The 24466-nt window shown below is 57.7% G+C and carries 20 protein-coding genes; 12 read left to right on the forward strand and 8 right to left on the reverse strand.

The genetic code is table 11. The annotated features are described in order from the left end of the window. Positions 1–55: 55 nt before the first annotated feature. A complete protein-coding gene (locus AB8C10_RS08355) occupies positions 56–790 on the reverse strand; it encodes a hypothetical protein (RefSeq protein WP_368867459.1) in 735 nt (244 codons plus the stop codon). A 233-nt stretch (positions 791–1023) separates the two neighbouring features. Between AB8C10_RS08355 and AB8C10_RS08360 the strand changes: the two genes are divergently transcribed. The 10 genes from AB8C10_RS08360 to AB8C10_RS08405 all read left to right on the forward strand — a co-directional run bounded on the left by AB8C10_RS08360 (position 1024) and on the right by AB8C10_RS08405 (position 8739). Beyond that, positions 1024–2697 (forward strand): RNA-guided endonuclease InsQ/TnpB family protein, encoded by a 1674-nt coding sequence (locus AB8C10_RS08360; RefSeq protein ID WP_368867460.1) that lies wholly within the window; start codon positions 1024–1026, stop codon positions 2695–2697. Between the two features lie 663 nt (positions 2698–3360). After that, positions 3361–3963 (forward strand): nucleotide-binding protein, encoded by a 603-nt coding sequence (locus tag AB8C10_RS08365; protein ID WP_368867461.1) that lies wholly within the window; start codon positions 3361–3363, stop codon positions 3961–3963. Between the two features lie 2 nt (positions 3964–3965). After that, positions 3966–4208, forward strand: coding sequence for a plasmid partition protein ParG (locus tag AB8C10_RS08370; RefSeq protein WP_368867462.1), 243 nt, complete (start codon positions 3966–3968; stop codon positions 4206–4208). Between the two features lie 534 nt (positions 4209–4742). After that, positions 4743–4916: a hypothetical protein gene (locus AB8C10_RS08375; RefSeq protein WP_368867463.1), complete on the forward strand. Its 174-nt coding sequence runs from the start codon at positions 4743–4745 to the stop codon at positions 4914–4916. Positions 4917–6376: 1460 nt separating this feature from the next. Continuing rightward, on the forward strand, positions 6377–6550 hold the full coding sequence (locus AB8C10_RS08380) for a hypothetical protein (RefSeq protein ID WP_368867464.1): 174 nt from the start codon (positions 6377–6379) through the stop codon (positions 6548–6550). 194 nt (positions 6551–6744) lie between these two features. Then, positions 6745–6870, forward strand: a complete 126-nt coding sequence (locus AB8C10_RS08385) for a hypothetical protein (protein WP_368867465.1) — start codon at positions 6745–6747, stop codon at positions 6868–6870. Positions 6871–6965: 95 nt separating this feature from the next. Next, a complete protein-coding gene (locus tag AB8C10_RS08390; RefSeq protein ID WP_368867466.1) occupies positions 6966–7136 on the forward strand; it encodes a hypothetical protein in 171 nt (56 codons plus the stop codon). Between the two features lie 16 nt (positions 7137–7152). Further along, entirely contained in the window at positions 7153–7401 is a 249-nt protein-coding gene (locus AB8C10_RS08395; protein ID WP_298595132.1) for a hypothetical protein, read from the forward strand. A 233-nt stretch (positions 7402–7634) separates the two neighbouring features. Continuing rightward, positions 7635–8249 carry a recombinase family protein gene (locus tag AB8C10_RS08400; protein WP_368867467.1) on the forward strand — a complete coding sequence of 205 codons (615 nt, stop codon included), beginning with the start codon at positions 7635–7637 and terminating at the stop codon, positions 8247–8249. Further along, positions 8239–8739 (forward strand): HNH endonuclease, encoded by a 501-nt coding sequence (locus tag AB8C10_RS08405; protein WP_368867468.1) that lies wholly within the window; start codon positions 8239–8241, stop codon positions 8737–8739. Before AB8C10_RS08400 ends, AB8C10_RS08405 begins: the two co-directional genes overlap by 11 nt. Positions 8740–8801: 62 nt before the next feature. On the opposite strand, the gene AB8C10_RS08410 is transcribed toward AB8C10_RS08405, so the two are convergent. Beyond that, positions 8802–9146: a hypothetical protein gene (locus tag AB8C10_RS08410; protein WP_368867469.1), complete on the reverse strand. Its 345-nt coding sequence runs from the start codon at positions 9144–9146 to the stop codon at positions 8802–8804. A 737-nt stretch (positions 9147–9883) separates the two neighbouring features. On the opposite strand from AB8C10_RS08410, the gene mobF reads away from it, so the two are divergent. Together mobF and AB8C10_RS08420 are read left to right on the forward strand one after the other, a co-directional pair. Then, positions 9884–14755, forward strand: a complete 4872-nt coding sequence (mobF, locus tag AB8C10_RS08415; RefSeq protein WP_368867470.1) for a MobF family relaxase — start codon at positions 9884–9886, stop codon at positions 14753–14755. A gap of 295 nt (positions 14756–15050) precedes the next feature. Further along, positions 15051–16406 (forward strand): hypothetical protein, encoded by a 1356-nt coding sequence (locus AB8C10_RS08420; protein ID WP_368867471.1) that lies wholly within the window; start codon positions 15051–15053, stop codon positions 16404–16406. Between the two features lie 366 nt (positions 16407–16772). Here the strand turns inward: AB8C10_RS08420 and AB8C10_RS08425 are convergent, their stop codons facing one another. The 6 genes from AB8C10_RS08425 to AB8C10_RS08450 all read right to left on the reverse strand — a co-directional run bounded on the left by AB8C10_RS08425 (position 16773) and on the right by AB8C10_RS08450 (position 24382). Beyond that, positions 16773–17390 (reverse strand): hypothetical protein, encoded by a 618-nt coding sequence (locus AB8C10_RS08425; RefSeq protein WP_368867472.1) that lies wholly within the window; start codon positions 17388–17390, stop codon positions 16773–16775. Beyond that, the gene (locus AB8C10_RS08430; protein WP_368867473.1) at positions 17387–19225 is read right to left on the reverse strand and encodes a type IV secretory system conjugative DNA transfer family protein; all 1839 of its coding nucleotides are present in this window, start codon (positions 19223–19225) and stop codon (positions 17387–17389) included. The genes AB8C10_RS08425 and AB8C10_RS08430 overlap by 4 nt, the downstream gene beginning before the upstream one ends. 116 nt (positions 19226–19341) lie before the next feature. Next, positions 19342–19983, reverse strand: coding sequence for a hypothetical protein (locus AB8C10_RS08435; RefSeq protein ID WP_368867474.1), 642 nt, complete (start codon positions 19981–19983; stop codon positions 19342–19344). 2 nt (positions 19984–19985) lie between these two features. Continuing rightward, on the reverse strand, positions 19986–21275 hold the full coding sequence (locus tag AB8C10_RS08440) for a CHAP domain-containing protein (RefSeq protein WP_368867475.1): 1290 nt from the start codon (positions 21273–21275) through the stop codon (positions 19986–19988). A 15-nt stretch (positions 21276–21290) separates the two neighbouring features. Then, complete coding sequence (locus tag AB8C10_RS08445; protein WP_368867476.1) at positions 21291–22862, reverse strand: ATP-binding protein; 1572 nt, start codon at positions 22860–22862, stop codon at positions 21291–21293. A gap of 2 nt (positions 22863–22864) precedes the next feature. Then, complete coding sequence (locus tag AB8C10_RS08450) at positions 22865–24382, reverse strand: SCO6880 family protein (RefSeq protein WP_368867477.1); 1518 nt, start codon at positions 24380–24382, stop codon at positions 22865–22867. Positions 24383–24466: the final 84 nt, after the last annotated feature.

Below are 24466 nucleotides of genomic sequence, written 5' to 3' on the forward strand. Positions count from 1 at the left end.
AAAAAAAAGAGGTAGGTGGAGCCATTCGGCTCCACCTACCTCACCCTCTATCTACTTAGAAGCGCTGGTCTTCCGGTAGAAATTCGTGGTGCTTGTACATGATCTCGAGGGTCAAATATTCTCGACCCAACTCTGCCGATTCGCCCTGCATCATCATCTGCAGCTTTAGCTGCATCAGCATCATCGGCGTAGTATTCTCCGTCTGTGGTGCCTCAACAATCTCGAGACGGTCACGTCCAGGGGTGAGCGCGAAGGCCTTCGTGACGTATTCGCTGACCGCTTCGGGCGTGTACTCAAGCGGTTCAGGGTGAGTCCAGACGGTATAGAAATCCGTCGCGCGATCCACAATGTCCTGCAGCTCCTGTACTGAGTACCGATTCATTGGCTTCTTCAGGACATGAGGATAGACGCGCACTAGTCGAGCCTTCGGGTCATCAGGTACGCGCTCCAAGGCACCCTTTTCATCATTCTCTGAATGGTGCAGCCATCCGTGAGTCTCCTCAAGATCCTTACCAGGCTCAGGGGGAATCACCTTGCCATCAAGGTTGGTCGCAATGGCCTGCATTTCCTCGAGCCAAATAAGGGCCGAGGAATTGTAGTGGTCGAGCCCGTCATCAGTGACGGTGCGGCCTGCGCCGCGACCAGAGGCGGCCCAATAGGCGATGCTCTCGAGGTCATTAATATTCTGTGCCACCGGGTACCAGAATTCTTCATCCTTCACGGTCAGGTCACGCCTGTACACCGTGGCATTGTAGAGCGGCTGGTCGTAGAGGGATTCGGTCTCGTGCATAGAGTCTCCTTAGGCGGTCGTTGCATTACAGTGATATATCTACTCTATCTAGGTGCTTGAGATTGTGTCTTGAGATTCGTCATCTCCGCGCAAAAAGACCCCTTAACGTGTCAGGGGTCCCCTCTAGTCTTGAGACAAATACCCCCGCATATCTGGGGGTGAAATGCAGAAATACGGTTTTCTGTATATCTGTATGGTCGAAATTTTTTGGACTCGAGAGGAGGAGAGACAGCATGACCGCAGCCACCGGCACTACGCTCCGCGCCTACAAATTCCGGCTCGACCCCACCCAGGCGCAAGCATCCGCCCTAGCACAATGCGCAGGCGCAGCACGCTACGCCTACAACCTCCTCACAGCCCACAATCTCGATGTCTCCCGCACCCGAGCAGACTACTGGCACACCCGCATCGACGCAGGCGCCGACGAGACCACCGTAAAAGCTGAGCTCAAGGCCCTCGCCCAGAGTGACCCCGCCACCTACAAGGCAATAGGTTTTCAGGCATACGCCACCGCCCACCTCACCCCCGAAATCACCCGACACCGCGCAGCAGGTAAAGCGATCGCCGACGGTGCCGACCCCACCATTGTCTGGCCCGAGACCGAGCGATCCTCCGAGCCGTGGATGCACACCATCCCCCGCCGAGTCCTCGTCTCAGGACTGCAATCTGCCGATAAAGCCTGGAAGAATTTCTTTGATTCTCGTACCGGTGCTCGTGCTGGCCGACTCGTCGGCACGCCCCGCTTCAAGCGCAAGGGCGCTAGCCGGGACTCCTTCACTATCCCTGCACCGGAGACCATCGGCGCCTACGGCACCGCATACCTACGCGGAGAGCCCGAATACGTACGCCGCAAGGCGCAGCTGAAGCGCCGCGGCATTAGCGCCGCCCCGACCATTGAGGATTACCGACACGTACGCCTCTCGCACCTGGGTGTTATCCGCACCTATGACACTACTCGTCACCTCGTCAAGGCGGTGCGTGCTGGCGCTCAAATCCGCTCCTACACGGTATCTCGTGCCGCCAACCGGTGGTACGTCTCCATCCTGGTAGAGCTCACCCGCCCGTCCGCCGCTCCCACTCGTGCGCAGCGTTCCGCTGGCGCCGTCGGTGTAGACCTGGGTGTACGATACCTCGCCGCGCTCTCTGACGAGCAGGCACCGCAGCGCTTCGCGCAGTACCCCTCCCTGGAATTCAGTGGTGACGGGTCCCCCACCCTGGCTAACCCTCGCTGGGCACGTGCCGCTGAGAAGCGCCTGGTGCGTCTGCAGCGTGCCCTCGCGCGAGCCCAGAAAGGCTCGAATCGTCGTACCCGTCTGGTCCGGCAGATTGCGCGGCACCACCACCTAGTGGCTTTGCGTCGTGAGTCCGGTCTGCATCAGGTCTCTAAGCGCTTGAGCACCGGGTACGCCCTCGTCGGGCTTGAGGACTTAGCTGTGGCGGGTATGACCGCCTCAGCTGCCGGTACCATCGAGGCACCGGGCAAGAACGTGCGCCAGAAGGCCGGGCTCAACCGGTCCATCCTGGACGCCGCTTTTGGTACGCTGCGCCGCCAGCTGGAATACAAATCCAGCTGGTACGGCTCACAGGTACAAATCATTAACCGCTTCTTTGCATCCTCTCAGACGTGTAGCGCCTGCGGAGCACGAGCGAAAACCAAGCTCGGTCTTGCTGTGCGTGTCTTTGAGTGCGCGGCCTGTGGTGTGCGGATTGATCGTGACGTGAATGCGGCACGTAATATTCGTGCGGAGGCTGTGCGGGTGCATGAGGCGCAACAACTCGCCCCCGGCACGGGGGAGAGTCTAAGCGGACGCGGAGCTGTGGGCTCTGATGCTGCCGGTTCGGTGGCGTTGGGGGATGTGGCGTTGGATGCGTCAAGGCCAGCCGCCACGGGCGGCGGGTCACCGTAGACGAGTAATCGTCTACTCATCCCCCCTTATATGTATACGCGTGGATGAGCCCACCCCTTATCTTGTCAGGGCTCCTCGAGTCGTGTTCCCCGCGTGTGTGGGGATGGGCCCGGACGCGGAGTCGCAGGCTCTGATGCTGCCGGTTCGGTGGTGTTGGGGGATGCGGCGTTGGATGCGTCAAGGCCAGCCGCCACTGGCGGCGGGTCACCGTAGACGAGTAATCGCCTACTCATCCCCCTATATGTATACGCGTGGATGAGCCCACCCCTTATCTTGTCAGGGCTCCTCGAGTCGTGTTCCCCGCGTGTGCGGGGAGGAGCCCGGTCCGGTATCTCTGAGCCTCACCGCAGGTGCGGCGTCCCCGCGTGTGCAGGGAGGAGCCCTACCGCCTTCTCGAGCACGAAGCAACCGAAGCGGCGTCCCCGCGTGTGCGGGGATGAGCCGACCGTCACCAGCACCTACCTCGCTCACGCCCTGTGTTCCCCGCGTGTGCGGGGATGAGCCGGCCTTTGCACTTACCCCTGGTCGTGACCGTCTGTGTTCCCCGCGCGAGCGGGGCTATACAGAAATGCAGAAATCTGTATATCTGTATATACAGATTTCTGTATGGGGGAGGTATCCTAGAAGCACCCCTATACCCCCCACCATATGGAGGACACCACCATGCCACTCATCATCGGCATCATTAACGCCAAAGGCGGAGTCGGCAAGACCGTCAGCACCGTCTACCTCGCCCACGCCCTCACCAATGCAAGCTACAGTGTCGAAGTCTGGGATGCCGACCCTCAGGGATCAGCCACCGACTGGGCCCTCACCGCTGAAGAAAATGGGGACGCGTTCCCGTTCGAGGTCTCACCCGTGAACGTCCCGCAGCTCAAGCGCCGCCGCACCACCGCAGAGATCACCCTCATCGACTCACCCCCGCTCAACGAATCTATTCTGAACGCCATCGCGCAACGCTCTGATGTGCTCATCATCCCCGCAGCACCCGCCGGACTAGACATTACCCGCGTCTTCTCCACCCTCGCCTCCATCCCCGAAGGCAAGCCCGCCGCCGTGCTACTCACCTCAGCAGACCCGCGCACCGTCCTCTTCCGCGAGACCAAAGAGCTGCTCGAGGAGTCCGGTGTGACTCTCTTTGATATCTCCATCCGACCCAAGCAGTCCGTACGAGCCAGCTACGGCCGTAAGCCTGAAGACCTGGGCGGCTACGACGAGGTAGCAGCACAGCTACTGGCCCTCGTCGGCATGGACCAGGAGGCATAATCATGGCAATCTCCCCGGCAAGGCGCCTTAACGTGAGTGTCCCCGCCAGTACTGAAAAGCGGGTCAAGGGCCGTGCCAGCTTTGAGCAGGCCTTCAAAACCGGCAACCCGGCGCCGGAGGCGAGCATTAAGAAGCTGACCCTGAATCTTCCCGCTGAGGCTCACGCCCGGCTCAAGGCACACGCTGCTAGTCATGGTGTGAGCATGACCGACCTGCTGCTCGAGTATATCGACCAGCTCGACTAGCTCGACTAGCTAACGAAAGACCGCCCAGGCATACGCCTGGGCGGTCTTTCATGCCCCGAAATAGGGACCATACGCATACGTTTTCTGCTCATAGCGAAAACGGCACAAAAAATAACGGCATCTATTGACTGCCGTTAGGATAACGCGTATCGTTGATATATTAGAGGTTTTTGGGTAGCCGAGTATCTTTGAGATTCAAGACCTCTATGTTACCGGCTTGAAACTAACCCTTTCAGGTCGGTAACGTCCAGGCTAGCAAGGCAAGTGCGTTTGCACCCGCTCGGTGTCTTGCCTAGTCAAAACCCAATCGAAAGTAAACTACTTTGGAACATCTAGCGAATGCTCCTCTGTATGTTGCTTTCCTGATTCAGGCTGCTGCCATGTACAAAGTTATTGCGCACTTCCTGAAGAAGGATAAGCACAACAAGAGCTAAGGAAAAAAGGTGACCCTCCTCTCCCGGTAGCGAAAGCACCGGGAGGGGGTGGGAATCCGAAGGTTTCCCGTGTGATCCATGGTAGCAAGAAAGGAGCGACATGAGCAAGATTTTCTGGCTGCTGATCCCCCTCACAGCCACCCTGTTTGTGGGCAATCTGCTGAAGTTCTCAGCAGCCAGCCTCATCTCAGCAGCGATACTAGGCGCTGCCATCTACTACCAGGTGCGAGCCTACCTGGCCCTACGCACCTACGAAAAGGAGATGGCTGCCTAAAGGCTTAAATGTATACACCCTGCCAGCCATGCACGAGACCCAGATGAGCTAGAAGAAAAGTTCGGTAAGACGTTTTCTTAAGAGCCATCAAGGCATCCTGCACCAGGCACACAGCAGGAGATATAACCCCTCAGGAAAGAGCCTGAGGACCTGACATAGCCCCCTCTACTTTACAGAGTAGAGGGGGCTATTCTTACCCCTAAAACCCCCTGATACAGAAATACAGAAAACCATAAATACAGAAATCTGTATTTCTGTATTGAGGGTATAACACCTAGTCAAACCCATATTAGCGCGACCAGAAAGGCGCAGCTTACCCCTCAACGGTCACCTGCGCCACCAAAAAGAGGACCCCTCAACGCATTGCGCTGAGGGGCCCTCCCACATGTTCCGCCGTAGGACCCAAGGCCCTGCAGCACCTCCAGACTAACATCGAACGCACCGGGTGCGCACCCAGATTCGTCACCACGACAGCCTGCGAGGGATCAGTGCCGACCTAGGGGCTTGGCGCAGCTCAGTGCGACCACCGGCCACCCATCGGCCATAGGGCGATTACGGCCACCCCTAAAGGCCCTCAGGGACCCTCACCACCGGCCACTACAGCCCCTAGCACTAGGCCCCTATGCCCCTGTGTCATTCAGCTGCTAGGTATCTATGACTATGCGCTTCCGAGGCCTTCCGAAGCGCCGAATGTGATTTTCACCCCATGCCCATAAATTGGGGTGCAGACCGGTATCCATGTGGCAGGGTTGGGCGCGTACGCTTGGGGCTGTCTTCCCAGCTCCTCGCTGCGCCCATTCTTCGCCCTGTGATGAGAACCCGTCAAGCCCGCGTGGTGGTCACCTTTCAGGGGTATTCTTCGCTTTGATATGAGGCTGGGGGTTCCGGGCGGGCTTGACAGAACCTCTCCCAGGGCATGAGCGCTGCGTGTTGGAGCTGGCGGCGACAGAGCCTGTCTGACCGGGGGGGGGTAGTGGTGTGGGGCGCGCGCAATACTTACGGTGTAATCTATTTCACAATACATTAATTACATTGATATGTAGTACATCACAATTGATATATTTGAGATGTAAATTAATACCTATAAAATTCATTAAATAAATGCAAAGAAAACCGGCGATAAATTGAATTATCACCGGTTTTCTTGATATAATTATTATGTTAGGAAGTCGCAATTCCTAACATGTCCAAGTCTAGGAATTACATTCTCTAGACATTGAAAATTCAATAATGAAAGGTTAGAACCTTGGAAGCTATTTCGGAGCTTGTGGGTAACCTGTCCAATCTGATTATCTCTTTCACCCTGTGCTATGTCCTTGTAACGAAGGGAAAGCCTAAGGGTAAGAAAAAGAAGAAGAAATAACAGGTAAGTAACCATCTTCCCCCGGTGCCTATCACCGGGGGAGGGGTTGCCCCACTCAAAGTTCTTGATAGCTTCATGGTATCAGAAAGGAATAACTATGAGCAAGATTTTTTGGGTACTCTTCCCCCTCGAATCCCTTCTCTTCATGCGCGCACTGTCGAACCTTTCGGCTGTCAATATCATCTCATTGATCATCTTGTCCGCAGCAGTGTTCTACCAGGTGCGAGCCTACCGCGCCCTTCGAGAATATGAGAAGGCGCAGCACGCCTAAACGCGAGACGACACATACGAAAATACCCCCTGAAAACAGGGGGTATTTTCGCAGAAAACACCTGAAAAACTTGATTTAGAAGTATAAAACGTGCTATACTAATAGTGTTGAAGGGGCAAACTTCAACACTCCAAGCCTGGCAATCAAACCGATTATTCAGGTATTCACAATCTAATAGAGAAAGGTACATTCAAATGAATGTTTCGGAACTCACCGCATTGCTTACCTCGATTGGCGCGGCGCTTGGCGGCATTGCCACCGTCATCACCGCAACCACCAAGCTCATCGAAGTCTTCAAGAAACCGAAGAACGATAAGTAAGCGGTAAAAACCCCTCAACCCGGTACTAGAGTAAGCGCCTCCAGTACCGGGTGCCGGGGCACCCGATACATTCATAGTACACGAGGTAACACCCCATGAAGAAGACCCTCAGCGCAGCCCTTCCCTACGCTATCGCCATTATCGGCGCGGTAGTGCTGCTTCCCACCTACCCGGTCGTATCCGCTATTACCTTCGGACTGCTCGCACTGGCAGCCCTCATCCATGCATACGCATGGCATATCGGACGCCAGCGCAGCAAAGACTAACGAAAGGACCCACCCCATGGCTGGCATGCTAATCGTAGGCATCTCAGAAATGGCGCGCTTCCTTGGCATGACCCCCGCAGGTCTACTACGCCGAGGCGAGCTACCCGAACCAGATTTCATCTCGCACGGCGATAAAAAAATCTGGCTACCGGCAACCGTCGAGGCATGGAACACCGACTACACCACCCGCCCCGAATTCGGCGAGTGGGGACGACGCCTACGCCAAAAGACGCAAACCGGCAAAACCCCCACCGAGCAGCAGTAACCCACTGCAGCCCACCAAAACAGGGGGAGGACACCCCCCAGGGGTGCCAGACTGTATACCCCCGCACGCCGCCGGGGGCACCCAAAGGGTTAAACCCTTCGGGCGCCCCCGGCGGCGTCTTTAAGGTATACCCCCACCAACACCCCGCCACAGTGACCTGTGGCGGGGTGTTTCACTGTCTATCGAACGGTAAAATTGACCCCGACAGACAAGCCAGATGTAAAGCGGGGGTTATGGAACAAGAAGAGAAGGAATTTATCGGGCAAATCGTCGGGTACGCCCGCGTCTCATCAGTAGACCAAAATATCGCGCGGCAGCTTGAAGCACTCGAGGAAGAATGCGACAAGATTTTTGTCGAGAAGGTCAGCGCCGCCAAGACCAGCAACCGCCCGCAATTCCAGGAGATGATGCGCTACCTTCGCGACGGCGACGTCCTGCAGGTGACCAGCGCCGACCGCCTCGCCCGCTCTACCCGCGACCTGCTCGACATTGTTCAGAGTCTCAAAGACCGCGGCGTACACGTCGAATTCCTCGACAACCCCGCCCTGAACACGGACACCCCGCAGGGCGAGTTCATGCTAACTATCCTCGCAGCCGTCGCGCAGCTGGAGCGCTCCATCATTCGTGAGCGTCAAGCTGAAGGAATCGCGATAGCTAGGGCAGCCGGCAAGTACGACCGCGCCCCAAAGCTCAACCCTGAGCAAGCGCGCGAAGTGCGCCGGCTAGATGCCTTGGGCGTTCCTAAAATGGCTATCGCCCGCAAGATGGGCTGTAGCCGCCACACCGTCTATGCGGTGCTCGACCGTATCGGCAAATACGCTGCAGCGGAGTACACCGATGCAGACTAGCCAGAGTGAGGAGGCACGCCGGTTCTGGGACAAGGTCATCAAGGGTGAGACGCCCGGTGCGTGCTGGGTATGGGTTGGAGCTATCGGCGCTGACGGCTACGGTAGGTTTTGGGTCAAAGACCCGAACGCGGAGGCAGGGGAGAAGATGTGGCGCGCCCACCGATACGCCGCCGCCCTCACGTTCGGTAGCGATGAGGTAGACGCTGCGGAGATGGTCACTCATCTGTGCGATAACCCGCTCTGCGTACGTGCCGAGAACGGTGCAGGGTCTCATCTATTTTTAGGTGACCATGCCGCGAACATGCGCGAACGCGCAGCGCGCGGACGCGATAACCTGCACGGTCTTGCTTTTCTTCGCCGAAGCCGCGCCGAGCGGGCCGCAGACTCCAGAGCCCTTCGCGAATTCACCCTAGCTCATGGGTATGACCAAGATGCCGTAGACCGGCTAGGCCGCGGAATGGTCATGGAAGGGCAGACCCAGCTTTTCTAAACACATTAAGAGGGGGGGCTAATACACCAGGTGTATTAGACCCCCCTCATATTTTCTAGGCGTTAGTCTTGAGGCTGTGCCGCACGCAGTAGTGCGTTGACTTCGGTGCGGGTGATGCCGAGGCGTGCCGCGATCTCGTCCTTGGAAACCTTCATCGCCTTCATTTCGGCGACTGGCGCGGCGAGGTGCTGCTGAGTTTCTACACGAGCGGACGCGAGCTTTTCGCGCAGTGCGGTGAGTTTGTTTTCCAGGGTTTCGATTTCGTCCTCAATTTTGGCGGCGGGACTGGATGCTTCAAGGGAGAAGAATTTTTCAGCCAGGGTTAGCAGGCGTGCTTCGCGTTCTGCGAAGGCTGCAGCATTTTCACGGGCACGGCGTGCAGCCGCGCTACGAGGCGATCGAGTCATCAGGTTGTCCTTTCAGCCTGAAGAGGGGACAGGTATTTCTTTAGTCTCTAGTTTAACCTTCAGGGACTCATTTTTCAGCAGGCCGGGTCACGGAGAGCCCCTCGTCAACCCCATCACCCCCTAGTGCCTACACAGCAACAGACGCCCCGAACCTCAACTGAGGTTCGGGGCGTCTGTTCTCAATGATGCTCATGAACTTTATAGGGGCCGTTCATTGCATTTGTCACTGTAAATACTACAGGCTGCTGATAATCGGCGCTAGTTTTCCCGTCACCTGTGACGGGAAAACCGGCGGCTGCGCCGCCGGTTTCGCTCTTCCACAGTTGGCACGCATCAGCCGGTCACCTGCACCCACCTGTGGACAGCACCGGACGCATGATTCATTCCGCTTCGCTCCCTTCTCATACCCCGTTCCTGACACACGAGGTGTGCACAGCTCTCCCGCCGTCTGCTGCCTAGAATGCATGAGACCCCTGCGCCTTCTCTTTCCTTCCGCTTCGCTCCCTCCAGAGAGCAGGGCTCATCATGCACACTGGCGCCGCCTGTGGATGAGCGCGACACACCCCGTGTCGGACAAAACCGTTCCGCATTTCAGCCTGTCCATCTGGTGTGTGCTCATTCTTCGCACGCTGAGGAGCTGAACGCTTCGCTCTATCTTTTGTCACACCTCATGCATCAAATGAGTCAGGGTTTTATTTTGAGTTGTTCTCAATAAGGTTCAAGGGTAGAATGAAGGTATGCTAACCGTCCATAAGCTCACCGCTGGAGAGGGCTACCGGTACTACACGCATGAGGTAGCGACCGGTGATGTGTTGCGCTCTAGTGACCGTGAGTTGGGCGATTATTACACTGTGGAGGGTATGCCTCCGGGGCAGTGGGTTGGTGCCGGTGCTGCTGAATTGGGTCTTGAGGGGAACGTTTCTGAGGCTCAGATGGACGTGCTTTTTGGGCATAAGTTCACCCCTTTAGATACTGATGAGGTGACGAGTCTTCTTCAGCAGTCCACCCCTGAGATGTACGATGCGGTGCGTTCTGAGGCGTGGGAGAAGGTGCATCAGCGGGCTGCGGAGCGTGCTTTTTTGATTATTGAGGGTACCCGTGAGGGTAAGACTCAGCAGGAAATTTGTTCCGATTTGGAGCACCTTTATGGTCGTGTTCCGTCGCAGATGACGGTTTCAAAGTACTTGGCACGCTACCGTGCAGCAGGCTACACCGTGACCAAGGGTGAATACGCAAAGAACCCTGAAGCTCAGCGCCCAGACCGCGCCGAATTCATGGCAAACTACCGCATGTTGGAGCACGAAGCAACCGAAGCGAAGTACGCTGCACAGCGTGCCATTGATGAGCACTTCCAGCAGAACGTCGCCCCGAACCTGCACGCACAGCGTGACGGGTCCACCGAGTTTACCCGCGCAGTCCAGGAAGAAGTACGCCGCTTCCGCGACACCAAGCACACCGACCCGACCGCTGAAGAGATGAAGGGAATCCGTCACCGTGTGGGTGCTGTCATGTACCGTGAACAGCACGGTGTGGAGCCCACCGATAAGCAGCTGGTTTCCTTTATTGCCCGTGAATCCAAGCCGCAAAGCAACTCTGTAGCCGGGTTCGACATGGTTTTCACGCCGCCTAAAAGTGTGTCCTTGGCGTGGGGTCTAGGCGATGAAACCCTCCGCGAGGGTGTACAGAAAGCGCATGAGGCGGCCATTGGGGACGTCGTGAAGTTCCTGGAAGACCACGTAGTCATGACGCGTCGTGGCCGTAACGGTGTCCGCCAGATTGATATTGAGGGCGGTCTGATCGCCACCAAGTTTAGGCACTGGGACTCGCGTTCAGGGGACCCGAATTTGCATGATCACCTGGTTATTTCTAACCGGGTGAAGGGCTCGGACGGGCAGTGGTCCGCTATTGATGGGCGCACGTTATATCAGTGGAACGTGGCAGCGAGCGAGTTGTATAACGCGAAGCTGGCGGAATACCTGGAGTCTGAACTGGGCCTGGTGTGTGTGCCTGATTTCTCTAAGGGCGGTACGTCACCGGTGATGGAAATTGCCGGTATTGACCGGTCCATGATTGAGCATTTTAGTGCCCGTCGTTCTGAGATTTCTGCTGAGTTGGAGCGCCTAACAGGTGAGTATGTGGAGCGTCATGGGCATGCGCCCGGACGTAAGGCGTTGCTGGAGCTTGCGCAGCAGGCGACCTTGGCTACTCGCCCGCAGAAGGGTGAGGCGAAGAGCCTTAAAGATCTTCATGAGCAGTGGGTATCGCAGGCGCAGTCCGTTTCCGGTGAGGTGATTATTCCGACCGAGACCGAGCTTCGGGAGCACCTTCAGGCCGCCAGTGAGCAGGCACGCGCCAAGCGTGAGCAGGTGCAGGCTGAGTTCCTTTCTCGCACCCCTGAAGAGCATGCGCAGCAGATTCTTGACCGGGTGACTACCACGCGGGCCGTGTTCCGCCGCTCCCACGTTGAGGCTGAGACGATTCGTTATCTGCGTGAGGTGGGTCTTCCTGTCAGCCCTGAGAGCAAAGGTCATCAGAGCACCGATGAGAGTATCAGCGGTGCTATTTACCGTGCCCTCGATGAGCAGGTTCTGCGTCTGAGCGGTGAGAATAAGCGTCTGGTAGCGCCTCAGTTTATGCGAGCAGATGGCACCAGCAGCTTTGTACGTCGTGATTCTGAACTGCTGACGACGCAGAAGATGGTGGATGCTGAGCTGCGGATTCTGGATGCGGCAACCACGCCTGTGCTTCCTGCAGCGACTGCTGATGTATTTGAGCAGAAGGTAGCAGAGCGCCGCGAGAAGCTGGCGGAAAAGGGGTTCTCCCTTCCGGCTGGCCAGGAAGCGTTGGCGCGCGAGTTCGCTCTATCAGACCGTCTGCTCGTAGCGGGTATTGGTGCCGCTGGTGCCGGTAAGACCGCGTCTGTCTCTCTTGCCGTGGAGACGATTCAAGCTGCCGGCGGCCGCGTTATCGGTATGGCACCAACCGCTGCAGCGGCGAAGGTCCTAGGCGATGAGCTAGGTATCGGCGCGGATACGGTTGCTAAGGTTTTGGCTGCGAATACAGATGGAGCGAAGGCGGGACCGCTGAGTATCGGCCCCGGCGACGTGCTTCTCATTGACGAAGCAGGCATGGTGTCCACCCGCGATTTTGACGCGCTGGTGCAGATTGCCGCTGAGCGCGGCGCACTAGTACGTGTGCTCGGTGACGACCGCCAGCTCTCAGCTGTGGGTGCCGGTGGTGCCCTGCGCCTCATTGACCGTGAAGTCGGGGCGGTCCGCCTCGATGAATTGTTCCGCTTTAAGAATGAAGAGGAAGCCGCCGCGACGCTGCGTCTGCGTGAGCCGTCGCCGGTTGGTTCTGACGAGCCGTTCGCGTGGTACCGCGAGCAGGGCCGTGTGGCCGCCGGTGACAGCGAAGCGATGACTCAGCAGGTCTTCGCCGCCTACCAGCGAGATATTGCTGACGGGAAGTCGTCGCTGATGATGGGCTCTTCTAACGAATCCGTCGCAGCGCTGAATGCTTTGGCACAGGCGCACCGAATCTCCACCTCAGATGAGCAGACCGGTGACGGCGTTATCCTGCGCCCTGGATCTGCACCCGGTGCAGGCCAGGCGACCGCATACGTGGGCGACACAATCGTGACCCGCCGTAACGACCGTAGCCTACCAGTCTATGCAGGCCGTGATTTCGTCAAGAACGGTGACCGCTGGAGCGTCGAGAGCGTGGGCGAGGACGGTTCGCTCACAGTGCGGCACCTCGAGCATGGCGGTACCGTCACCTTGCCGGCAGAATACGTGCGCGAGAATGTGGAGCTGGGCTACGCACTGACCGTGCACCGTGCACAGGGCGCCACCGTAGACACCGCGCACGCTCTGGTCGATAGCCGCACTGACCGTGCAGGCGCCTACGTGGGCCTATCCCGCGGACGCGAAGAAAACCACCTCTACGTGAACCTAGGCGAAGGCGAAAAACTGGACGAGGTGCTGCAGGTTATCGCTGACCGTCACGATAGTGAAGCGCAACTGAGTATCCATGAGAGCGTGGATGCGATCCGTGCGCAACAGATGGATACTGCGGCGGCACTAGCTGAATACGCAGAGCACGCTGAATTGGCTCAGCGTGCCGTTGTTGCTGGCCTAGTCACTGAAGGCATGAGCCGTGCAGCTCACGGCGACTTGGCTGTCGTGGACGCTGATATTGCGGCAGTGTTGGGATCTGAAGGCTTCGGGGCATTGGCCCAGCAGTTGGGTCAGATGCACCGGGACGGCGTGGATGTGCCCGCTCTTATTGAGCGTGCTTATGCACGTCGTGCCCTGAGTGGAGATTCTGATACTCCGATGGATGCTGCGGCCGTTTTGGGTTGGCGTGTGGAGCAGCTGAGCACGCAGACGGTGCAGGCGGCGGCTACTCGTCCGCTGGCCTCTGTCTCCGATGAGCATTTGGCGGCGCTGATTACTCGCGCTGAAGCTCATGAGCGTAACACTCAGCCTGCGCAGCAGCCGGTTCTTGATGACACGGACTGGTACACGAACCCTTATGCGTTGGTGAAGACCGATGATTTGCTGGTGCTGCGTGAGCGCACCGAGCATGCGCTGAAGGCTCAGGGCACAGCTGCTGCTGGTGTGTCTGCTCAGATGCGAGAGGCTCTGGGGGACATGGATGCTGAGATTACTCGCCGACGGTGGGGTATCAGTGGAGATCAGCGTGAGCTGGAGCAGATTATCCGCGGTGAAATTCCGCGTACTTCAGGCCGGTTCACGGTACATCAGGTGCTGCGGGAGGAGCAGAAGGTCCGTCAGGTCTTGTCTGCTACCGGCTCGTCTGTGGACCCGTCGAAGGTAAGCCCCAGGGAAGTATCAGGGCATCTGCTGGACCGATTCTGGGAGAAGCACCCGGCAGTACGTCATAGCCGGCTGGGCACGATTTTGCGGGCGCGTTCTCGTGAGATTGGCAAGCTGGTCCGTGCACGGGGTGAAGAGCTGGCACGTCAGGTGCAAGCCGGTAAGGCTCCGGCGTGGGTGAAGGCATTGGGCCCGGTACCGACCCGCAAGCGGGCCTTCCGCAGGTGGGTTCGTGCAGCCGGCGAGGCTGATGCGCTACGCCGTACGTACAACGTGCCCGATAGTGAGCCGGCTGTGCTACCTGCACGGATGGTTCATGAGGCGAGCCAGCGGGTCAATAACGCCCGGCTGGTTGCTGAGGGTGCACCCATGCAGGTGCAGTCTGCCGTGAAGGTTCGTGCGGCTAAGGCTGTGTTGGGTGTTCTTGAGCAGGTGAAGCGTGTCGGTAAGGCGGCACGCTTGTCGGAGCGGGCTAAGAAGCGCTCTGGCGAGGTGCCGGTTCAGGCACAGGCTAGTGGTAAGGAGAAGATGATGAGTGAGACAGAAGAGCGGTTGCGTCGTGAGCGTGAGGCTCGTGCTGAGAGGGTCCGTCAGATGGTGGAGCGGACCCGTAGTCTGGATGATCGGTTGAGGAATCAGCCAGATGATCAGGCGCAGCGCCAGCAGAGGGTTGCTCAGCAGCAGCGCCAGCGTCAGATGCAAGAGCGTCAGGCGCAGCAGATGCATGAGCAGGCTCGTCGTGGTGTGCGTGGGCCGGGCGTCTCGTAGCGGCACATAAGAAGAGGGGGTAAGAAGCCACAATACGGCTTCTTACCCCCCTCTTCTTGTAAGACGTGGTTGAGGTGCCCAGATCATGAGTGTAGGCACAAATAAGGCACCCTCAGAGGGTGCCTTATGCGCAAGGTCCGTAGCTTCGGCCGACCTACATCAGCACTCCCCGCTACGGCTCACCCAGTATACCTCCTCGCCTTACGGCGACTACCTCAGGGTTCTTGCTTTACCTTGCTATTATTACTATAGCAAAACCGAATACCAACCGCAACAACGTGTGAAGGAACCAAAGGTGTCTTCCGGCAATCACCTTATCAGTGACTATCAATGGGACTTTATTAACAATCCTCAAAGCTACGCAGAGCGTGTGTACCATTCTGAAATCATTAATTTTTACCAGAGAAACAGTGACGCTCCTCGTTTCGCGTTCGTAGACGAAACCTACCGACCCCCTAAAGTCAGCGATGACGGGTACGGCATGCATCAGGGGTTCTACTCTATGACAGCTGTCATTGTTGAAGCTGACCAGGTCAAGAATCTCCGAGACTCCCTGACGAATCTGCAAGGCGATTTCTACCATGCGAACCGAGTCAGCCTTGACCGTAGCCAGGCTCTTCTTGAGCTAGTACACCAGCAGCTGCCGCCTGGCGCAGCAATCATTACGGTAGGTACTGCTGTCGATTATTCTCCGGATGCTGACACTCAGGTAGATTTCATCAGGCAAGCACGCCACAGTAACATGCTTTCTCTGATTCAGCAGGGACAAGATCGAGACAACCCGGTCTACGCGTTCGTCTTTGAACGCATGAGGGATAACAATGAGAACCAGCTGGATTTGGAGGCTATCTCGAACTTTATCCAGGCCGGTCTGATTGAACCTATCGATCGTATCCAAATATCTCCGAGTGCTGAGAGGCTCCTGTGGACCCCCGACGCGGTCTGTTATGCCGTTCAGAAGGTTCTTAACTCTTCTGACTACACCCTTTTTGAGACCATCAAAGACAATCTTGAGGTCTACGATGCAATCAGCCAGAGGTACCTTGACCTTGCTCCTGGACAGAACCAGCAGACTCAGATGAGTGCGCTCAATTTTGTCGCAGCTACTGTCCCGATTGAGAAGCTCTCTGATAATGCGCTCATGCAGGTCGCGAGTGGTCGTTTCGTCCGTGAAGAAGTCGTAGCTAGCCTTTCACATTCTCTACCTGAGGGTCCTTTGCCTGAGGGGCAGGGACGTATCCTACAGCCCAAGGCTCAAGAAGGTGTTGGTGATGCGTACTCCCGGACGCAAGCACAGGGGCATCAGCATCAGTTGTCTCCTGCTCAAGCTGTCGCTCAGAGTATTGCGCGTGGTGATATGACTCCCCGGCAGAAGCAGGCCTTTGAGGAATTGAACCGTCGTGGCACTCCTATTCCTCCCGCGTTGCAGGCTGTTAAGACCTCATATGAGCGGATGGAGCGTGCACGCGAACAGATTCTTGGCCCGAATGAGCAGCGTCAGCAGAATCAGCGGTCTCAGAATCAAGGCCAGCAGCACCGCCGGAATAATCAGCAACGGCAGCAGAATAATAATCAGCAGCATCGTCAGCGTCAGGCGCAGCAGATGCATGAGCAGGCTCGTCGTGGTGTGCGTGGGCCGGGTGTCTCGTAGCGGTACATAAGAGGGGGTAAGAAGCCACAATACGGCTTCTTACCCCCTCTTTTTGTACGACTTAGTTGAGGTGCCCAGGTCATGAGTGCGGGCACAAAAAAGGCACCCTCAACGGGTGCCTTATGCGCAAGGTCCGCAGCTTCGGCCAGGATCCACCGGCATACCCACTACGGCTCACCCATTATACCTCCTCGCCTTACGGCGACTACCTCAGGGTCTCTTGCTTTACCTTGCTACTATTACTATAGCAAACAAAATCAGCAGCACCGCGGTCCCCGCCGCTAGCCTGTATTAACAAATACTAAGCATTAAATAGAAGGTGAGGGGGAGAAACCCAAAATGGGTTTCTCCCCCTCACCTCACCTTTTAACCACCCTGCAGAAACTCCTCAAAGCTAGAATCCGTAACACGCTCATACACATCCGGGTCCTGATGCCCAGCCTTGCATTCAGCGAACTGCTCATCCCACAGGCGGTGAACCACTGCGTGCAGCTTCTCGTGCCACCACAGGGCAGCATCAGAGAACCCCTCGCCCTCGTCAGAGGCACGATACGCAGACTCCCACGCCGCCCACAGTGCCGTCAGCTCCTCCACCGCCGCCGGGTGGCGGAACCAGCAGGGGCGAATCGACTCCCAGGACGAGGCGAAATACCTGGCGTTGACCCAGTCCACCCACTCACGCAACCGAACCCACAGGCCCCGCGCCTCAGCTGCAGAAACATGCCGCCAGCAGTACGGAACATACGTTGCAGGCTCAGCAGGTGCTAGATCCTGCACCTCATAATCGCCGCCCACCGCAGCAGGCACCGGATCTACGCTCTCCAACACCTCAACCCGCTGACGCAACGCATCCAGAACATCCAGCAACTGGTCAGAAAGCGCCTCCAGCGCTTTCACCCTTTCGGCCAGAAAATCGTGCTGCTCCGAAACTACCGGAATCGGGGCGGTCATCGGCATCACGTCGTCATCAAAGCCGTAACTCATCGCTCCTCACCTTCCTGATGATTGATGAACGCCGACGTATCCGGCAACTGCATCTTGCCGCACAACTGCCACGCCCGCAACTGGTCCTCCTTCACCTCATCCGCATCCGGCCTCTCCCACCACGGGGTCAACCCAAGATGCATCGGACGGTAATTCTTATACGACACCATCGCTGAGAACGCCGGGATCTGCGTCATCTCCGCAGCCTCCATCACCAGCTTCTCCTCCGTACTATGCGAAGTTGAGCTATTACCCATCTTGCCGCTGGAGTGCGAACGGCTCACCCGCTGCTTCTCGAATTTTCCGAGGGCCTCAGAGACAGGGCGCATTGTCTCCACGTCAAGACCCGGAAGGTAGTACTTCACGACCGAGTTACCCACGATCGTGCGGCCGCCCTGCTCACCCCACCGGTCAATCAGCTGACTCATCGACTGCGCAATCAGAATCACCTCAACACCACGGCCGTTAATATCGGACATAATCGAGTCCATCTTCGGGAACGCAGCAAGGTTCGGGGCCTCGTCAAGCACCGCGCGGAAGCACGGCCACAGACGTCCCCCGGGCTTTTCCTGGCTGAGCTCGCGCGCCGTGTTGATTAGCTCGTTCGCAAACATGGAGACGAGCGGGCCCGTCTCAACACCAGTAGCCGTATCCGACACCAAATACAGCGTGTTCGGACCCGACAAAAACTTACGCATGTCGAAAGCATGAGCCGGGTGAACCATCAGCTGCTCACGAATACGCGGCACCGCCAACGGCTCCAGCAGACCAGACAGAGTCTGCTGAATCGAATCCAGCGTCTCCGCCGCCTTCGACTCCTGCTTTGCTGCCAAGAACGCCAGAACCTCCGGATTAATATGACCAGCATGCATCTCAGCGGTCTTCAGCGCATCGCGCCCGCGCAGGTTCTGACTCCACGCAATCACATCATTCAGCGTCTTACCGGACACCGCAGCCACATGCAAGAAACGTGCCAAGAACGCGCCGGCCTGCTGGTTGAACCAGTCCCCGTTTTTCGTGCCGCTCATCGGCTGAGCGCCAGCCCACGCCTGAGCGCGGCGCTGCGCCACCTCAAAGTTCTCACACCCAGAAATAGGGTTCCACGCCGCCTTATGCGGCCAACCCGACGAATCGTCCAAGTCGAATGCAACGACCTGACCGCTCGGATGCAGCCTTTGGCGGGTGCAGGCAGTCATCATCAACAAATCAGCCTTCGTGCTGGTCGCCATGACCGCACCCGGGGCATCCAGCACCAGATTCGACGCAATCGAGGTGGTCTTACCGGCCTGCGTCGGCGCCAACACCAGCTTCGACTCCTTCGCCTCACCATACACCGGCTTACCGCCGACAAAAGAGGAAGACCCCTTCTTCTTCACGACCTTGCCGCCGAGCTTGCCCAGCTCAGTCACCAGCCAGGATTCGGGCATCTCATCAACCCACTGGCCAATCAGACGTGCGGACTCCTTCGGATCCGGTGAGACCGGAGGCATCGAAATCTTCGCCTTCTTTCGTGCCGCCTTCACCGCCGCATCATGACCCAACGACCCAGCAACCTGCTTATAAGACACCATGTGCACAGCCGACGCCTTACGGCTACCGCCGCCACCCTGACCATCACCGGCCTTCAACACAAACGCTGCTGCGATGACTGCCGGGATGATGGATACAACGACCACAACCCAGAAAAGCACACCGACACCATGGTCCTTCACATGCCACGCAATGTCAGTAATCGTCCAGACGCCAGACTCCAACCCAGCACCCAGATAGGCACCAGCAGCAAGCACCAAGCCGAAAAACATCAGTGCAGCCGACTCGTTAGGACGCAAATCCATCTCAGCTCTCCTTAACTCTTGATGGCATTGTGCTATGACTGCATCGTGCAGTCATAGCACAATGCCTTGATGCCACAATGCAACCACCGAAGCATCATGCCCTTACCAGCACCCGACTAACGGCGCTTTGCCGACAGCGGCGCAATATTAGACACCTTCGGCGCCTCACCCGGACCCGAACGATGCAGCTGAACCACCCACACCCCGTCATTCGTGCTCACACGCACCACAGCACGCGTCGGATCAGACGGGAACTCCGTATATACGGCTTCCTTCACCTCACGCACTGACGTATACGCCGGGTTATACCTCGCCAGCTGCTCACGGTACTTATCCGTCACACGCGGATCCATGTACTGATGCCACGTCGCCGCGTCCGTATCCATCGCGAACACGCGCATAGTCTGCACGGCGAAGTCGGTCGCGTCCTTCTGCTCCTGCGGACTCCAGCCTGCAGCATCCGAGGCGACATCCACGTTGCCGGGGGCACCATAATGACCCCAACGGCTCGCGGACGGTAACGCCGCAATAATCGTCGGCGCCGCCGAGGAAGCCACCGGGGGAGCCGAGGACGGCTGCGCCGTACTCGCCGCAGCAGGTGCTGACGACTGCGCACCCGAGGCGGTCACCGACGCAGAAGCAGTCACCACAGGCGACCCCGTCGGTGCTGAATCAGCGGTAGACGCCGAACACGCTACCAACACCGCCAACATCACCGCGGCACCACCGGTAGCCGCGATCTTCTGACGAATCATCATTTTTAGTCCTTCTTAACCTTCTCGCTATCAGGGATGTGCAGGTACGTCGTGACCTGATCAGCAGGAATAGTGCGGGTACCGTACGCATACGGGGTCACACCGTTATACTCCTCAATCGTCACAGTGCCATCGTCATTGACCGCCTGCACCACAGCAATATGGCCGTACTGCTGCGAAGCACCCACCGCACCGGGTGCGAAGTGGGCCATGGCTCCCACTTCGGGCGTGTTGTCAGCGGGCCAGCCCTTCGCGCGCCAGGCGGTAGCCCACTCACCACCATTACCCAACGGCACCGAGGCGAAGTTTCCATTCGTGTACTTCGGGTGATTCGGGTCAGTCGCGCCAACCTGCTGGTTGAGCCTCCACAGACTGAAATCCGTGCAATTGACGTAGTACATTCCGGTAATGGGGTTCGGGGCCTCCACCTGATTAGCCCACGGGTAATCATCAGTGCCGGTCACCTTGCCACCACTGTAATTCTGCGGCGAGCAGTTATTGCCTCCCGCCTGGTTACCCGTCACGTTCGCAGTATCATCCGTATACGGCACCGCGCCCTTCTCAACAGAGCCGTCAGACTTACCACCCACCTCAGAGCCGTACGTCTTGCTGTAGATACTCGCAAGACCCCGAATCCTCGAAAGGTAGGTCTGCGTCTCCGAATACGGCGGCACACCGCCATAATTCTGAACCGCACCCGGACCCGCGTTATACCCCGCCATAATCAACTCCACCGCAGGAACATCCGGATGAGCATCAATCACAGGCTTCAACTGCGCCCTCAAATCACGCAAATACTCACCCATCGCACGAATAGCCGCCTGCGGATCATTCGGACTACCACCATGACCATACGTCTCCCACGTCGACGGAATAAACTGCGTCAAACCGCTGGCTCCAGCATGATTAGCACCCAGAGTCGGATCCCACCCAGACTCCGCCTCAATCTGAGCCGCAATCCACGAGGTCGGAACACCCGACACCAACGACGCCCACACCACATACTGCTCCCAGTCGTTAGGGATCTTGCCGCCCACACGCGACGACTCAGAACGAGTCGTCGCCGACCCGTCATCATCATAAATCGTCACATCCACCTGGCCGCCCTCACCCTCACCGCCGCCGCCAGCAGCAGCCGACGCAGACGCCGGACGGCACGCAGCATTCGCACTATTACCACCGAGCACACCACCAAAAAGAATGATGATGCCCAGAATCGGGCCAAGCACCAAACCCACCGCCACCACGGCAATACCAACCAGCAGCGGGCCAGCACCCTTCTTCTGCTCGTCCATCACAAACCCCCTCTGCTAATCCTTCGTGAAACGGGTATCGGTCTGATGCAGACGACCCAACGTCGCAGGCTTCGGCGACTGCACCGGAATACCCACGCTCGAACCGACCTTCCACAACGCACGGCCAGCACCCTCAGGCACACCCGTAGACCGCAACCCACCATGACCCTTACGAGCCGCAGCAGGATTCAACCCATCCGCACCCGAAACGAAACCAGTCACCATCGCTGCCTCCTTCGTCGAAATCGGACGCACCGTACGCAACACGTCAATATCCTCCGGCTCCAGAGCCAACAACACCCACAAACCGCACTTACCAATCAGCGAGTGCGCAATCTTACGATCCGCCTCATTATCAATCATCAAAAAGTCCTTCGGCGAGTGCGTAATCTTCCACTCACCCACACCCACCGACCTATTGGTGCGTGAGAGCTTGTCCACTTCCTGAATCATGCCCGGTGCCATACGTACCGGATACCAGAACTCATCCATTAGTGATGAGTAGCCGTGCCAGGTATACCGAGGGATATACACCTCACCCTCAGCAGCAGCCTCCTCAACCTTCTTCGCCTCATGCTGACTCAACTCCCAGTGCGCGTCAATCGCGTTCATGCCCAGGCGCCACGTCGTCATCATGACCGCACTAATCATGTGATCCATCGAGTCCGGAATCGACGACGAGTCAAAACAGAAACCACCCGGATTACCCGGATTAATCGTCATACCCTCATCAGAGAAAATCGCCGCCATATCGCCATACACCAACGCCGACAACGAGCGGTACAGCTCCAAATACGCGGTCTTAAACTCGCTCGCCTCATCCAAACCAGCAGCATGCACCGCCTTCTGGCTCGGATTCTCGAAGAAGTGCAACAGATGACCCAGCGACGGCTTCCGCTCCGCCTCCATCACCGACTCCACCGACGCCTTAATCATCGTGCGCTCATCATCACTGACACCACGATCACGACCACGATTAATACGAATCAGCGCAATAATGTTGTGCACAATATTCGCCACCGCAATAGCACGCAACTCAACACCCGTCTGGCCACCAATAATGTCACCAGCAGCCGCCAACGGGCCAGCATCCAACGGATTAATCTTCGTCGAATGACGATTAATGCCGATATCGAACACGTCAGCACCAATCGCGCGAGCCAGCGGAGTCCACTCCTCACGCTTCAACGGATTAAAAATCGCCAACGGCGACCCGCACCCATTCAAGTACGCAGCCACCAAACCCGACAGCGACGATTTACCATAACCATTCAGACCAAAAACCATCGCCGACGGGCTAGTAATCATATTCGCCTTATACAAGCTGATATGATCCAACGCCACCGCAGACCCACTCGTCAGGTCATACCCAATCGGGGCACCCGACACCGGGCGAGACGTACCCGTCACAAACGGGTACAAACCGGCGTTCTCCCACGTCGTCTCCAGCCACGGACGCGGCTGAGCCAGCTGACCCCACGCACCGCCACCAAAACCATGCTGACCATGAATCGACGTACGCGGATGATCCACCACAGCACCAGCACGGCTACCGCCGTCCTTCTTCTTAAACAAAGACAACACCATGACTAATCCTCCTGCCCCTTCCCAGCCTCAGCCTTCTCGGCCGCCGGCGCCTTCGCCAACAACGACATACTCGGCGCATACGTCCACGGGAACAAACCCAGCGGTAGGGTCTGATGGAACGCCGCATCCGCCGCATAATCAGCGAAACACCAACGCATACCACCCATCAACGCCTTCAACTCATTCTCAGCAGCACGCTGCGCCGCAGCATTCGGCTCAAACGTCACCGTCACCATCAACGCCCACTCCTGAATCATCGCGCCGCGACTCATCTGATCCATCGCCTCAGCCGCAGCCTTCGCCTTCTTCATCTCAAACGCCGTCACACGCTTACGCGACGTCGACTCCGTCGTCGTCGCACGCGACGCCGCATCAATACGCGAACGCTGCGCCGCCAACGGCACCGGACGATACAAAATACTCACACGCTTCCGCAAAAAATGACGCGACGGCGCGAACAACTTCTCATACGAGCGGTCAGTAATCTTCGCCGGATCCGGCATCGTCATCATCACCGTCATCGACGCCACCGAATCATGGAACACAACACGCGGATGCGCAGCATTAAAATACTCAGGAGCAGCACCCTCAAACGGGCGGAACGCCGGAATACGATCCTTAATTTCCTGAGCCACCTCACCATTACGGTGCGGGTTATACGCCGTGTACAGCATGTCCCCATAATCGGCGTCACTCATCACCTGGCTAATACCAGACCCAGCCGACGCCAACGCCTTCAAATGACGCGGAACACGCGACAGCACCTCAGCAGTAGCACCGTCCACATCCTCAGCCAACGCCGAAATCTTATACCCCAACGTTACATACGACCGCACATGCGCCACCGTCTGCGGCAACATGCCAGCAGCCTCACGCGCGATCTGCTGCGCCACCTGCGGGGCGGCCGGATCCAGATTCGACAAAATAGACTCCGCCAACGGAACCGAAGACTCAAACACCGAGTCCACCACAACCTGCGCACCATTCAGCCCAGTCTCACCAGCCAGCGAGGACAGCCACGCAGCATACGCACTCACCTGCTCCGTCGTACGAGACTGCGTACTCATCGCCACACCCGCCGGGGAACACTCAATCGTCACCGACAGCTGATTAGCACGCGTATGATGCAGCAGCTGCACCGGGTTACCCAAGCCGTCTACGCTATCGCGCACCGTCAGCGTCGACAGTACGCCCGGCAGCCCCAGGGCACGGTCCTGACCACCAAAATGCGAGGCAAGAAACAGCGTCTCGCCCGATTCGACCCGCTGAGCATGCGCCGCGTACCGGCGGATACGGTGCATCAGCGTCTTATCCTCAGCCCCAAACGGGATTTCCAGCAGGCCCACGTAGACGATCACGACGAGCGTGAACACGCCCGCAGCAATGAATTCTTTCAGCAGGCACAAGAACAGGAGGATAACGGCCGCAACGATGAGGATGATGCCAGCTCGTGCCGGAAGCCAGCCACCAATCTTAAGGGAACCGGATCGGATCGGGTTACCGTACTGGGGAGCCTGCATGGGTGTGTCCTTTCCCGCCCCGGAGGGGCGGTTTTTGGGTGTGCTGTAGCTGACCCCCACGGTGTGGGGGTCTTTTGAGTCAGT

The organism is Rothia mucilaginosa (assembly GCF_964210535.1).
GTDB classification, from domain to species: domain Bacteria; phylum Actinomycetota; class Actinomycetes; order Actinomycetales; family Micrococcaceae; genus Rothia; species Rothia mucilaginosa_F.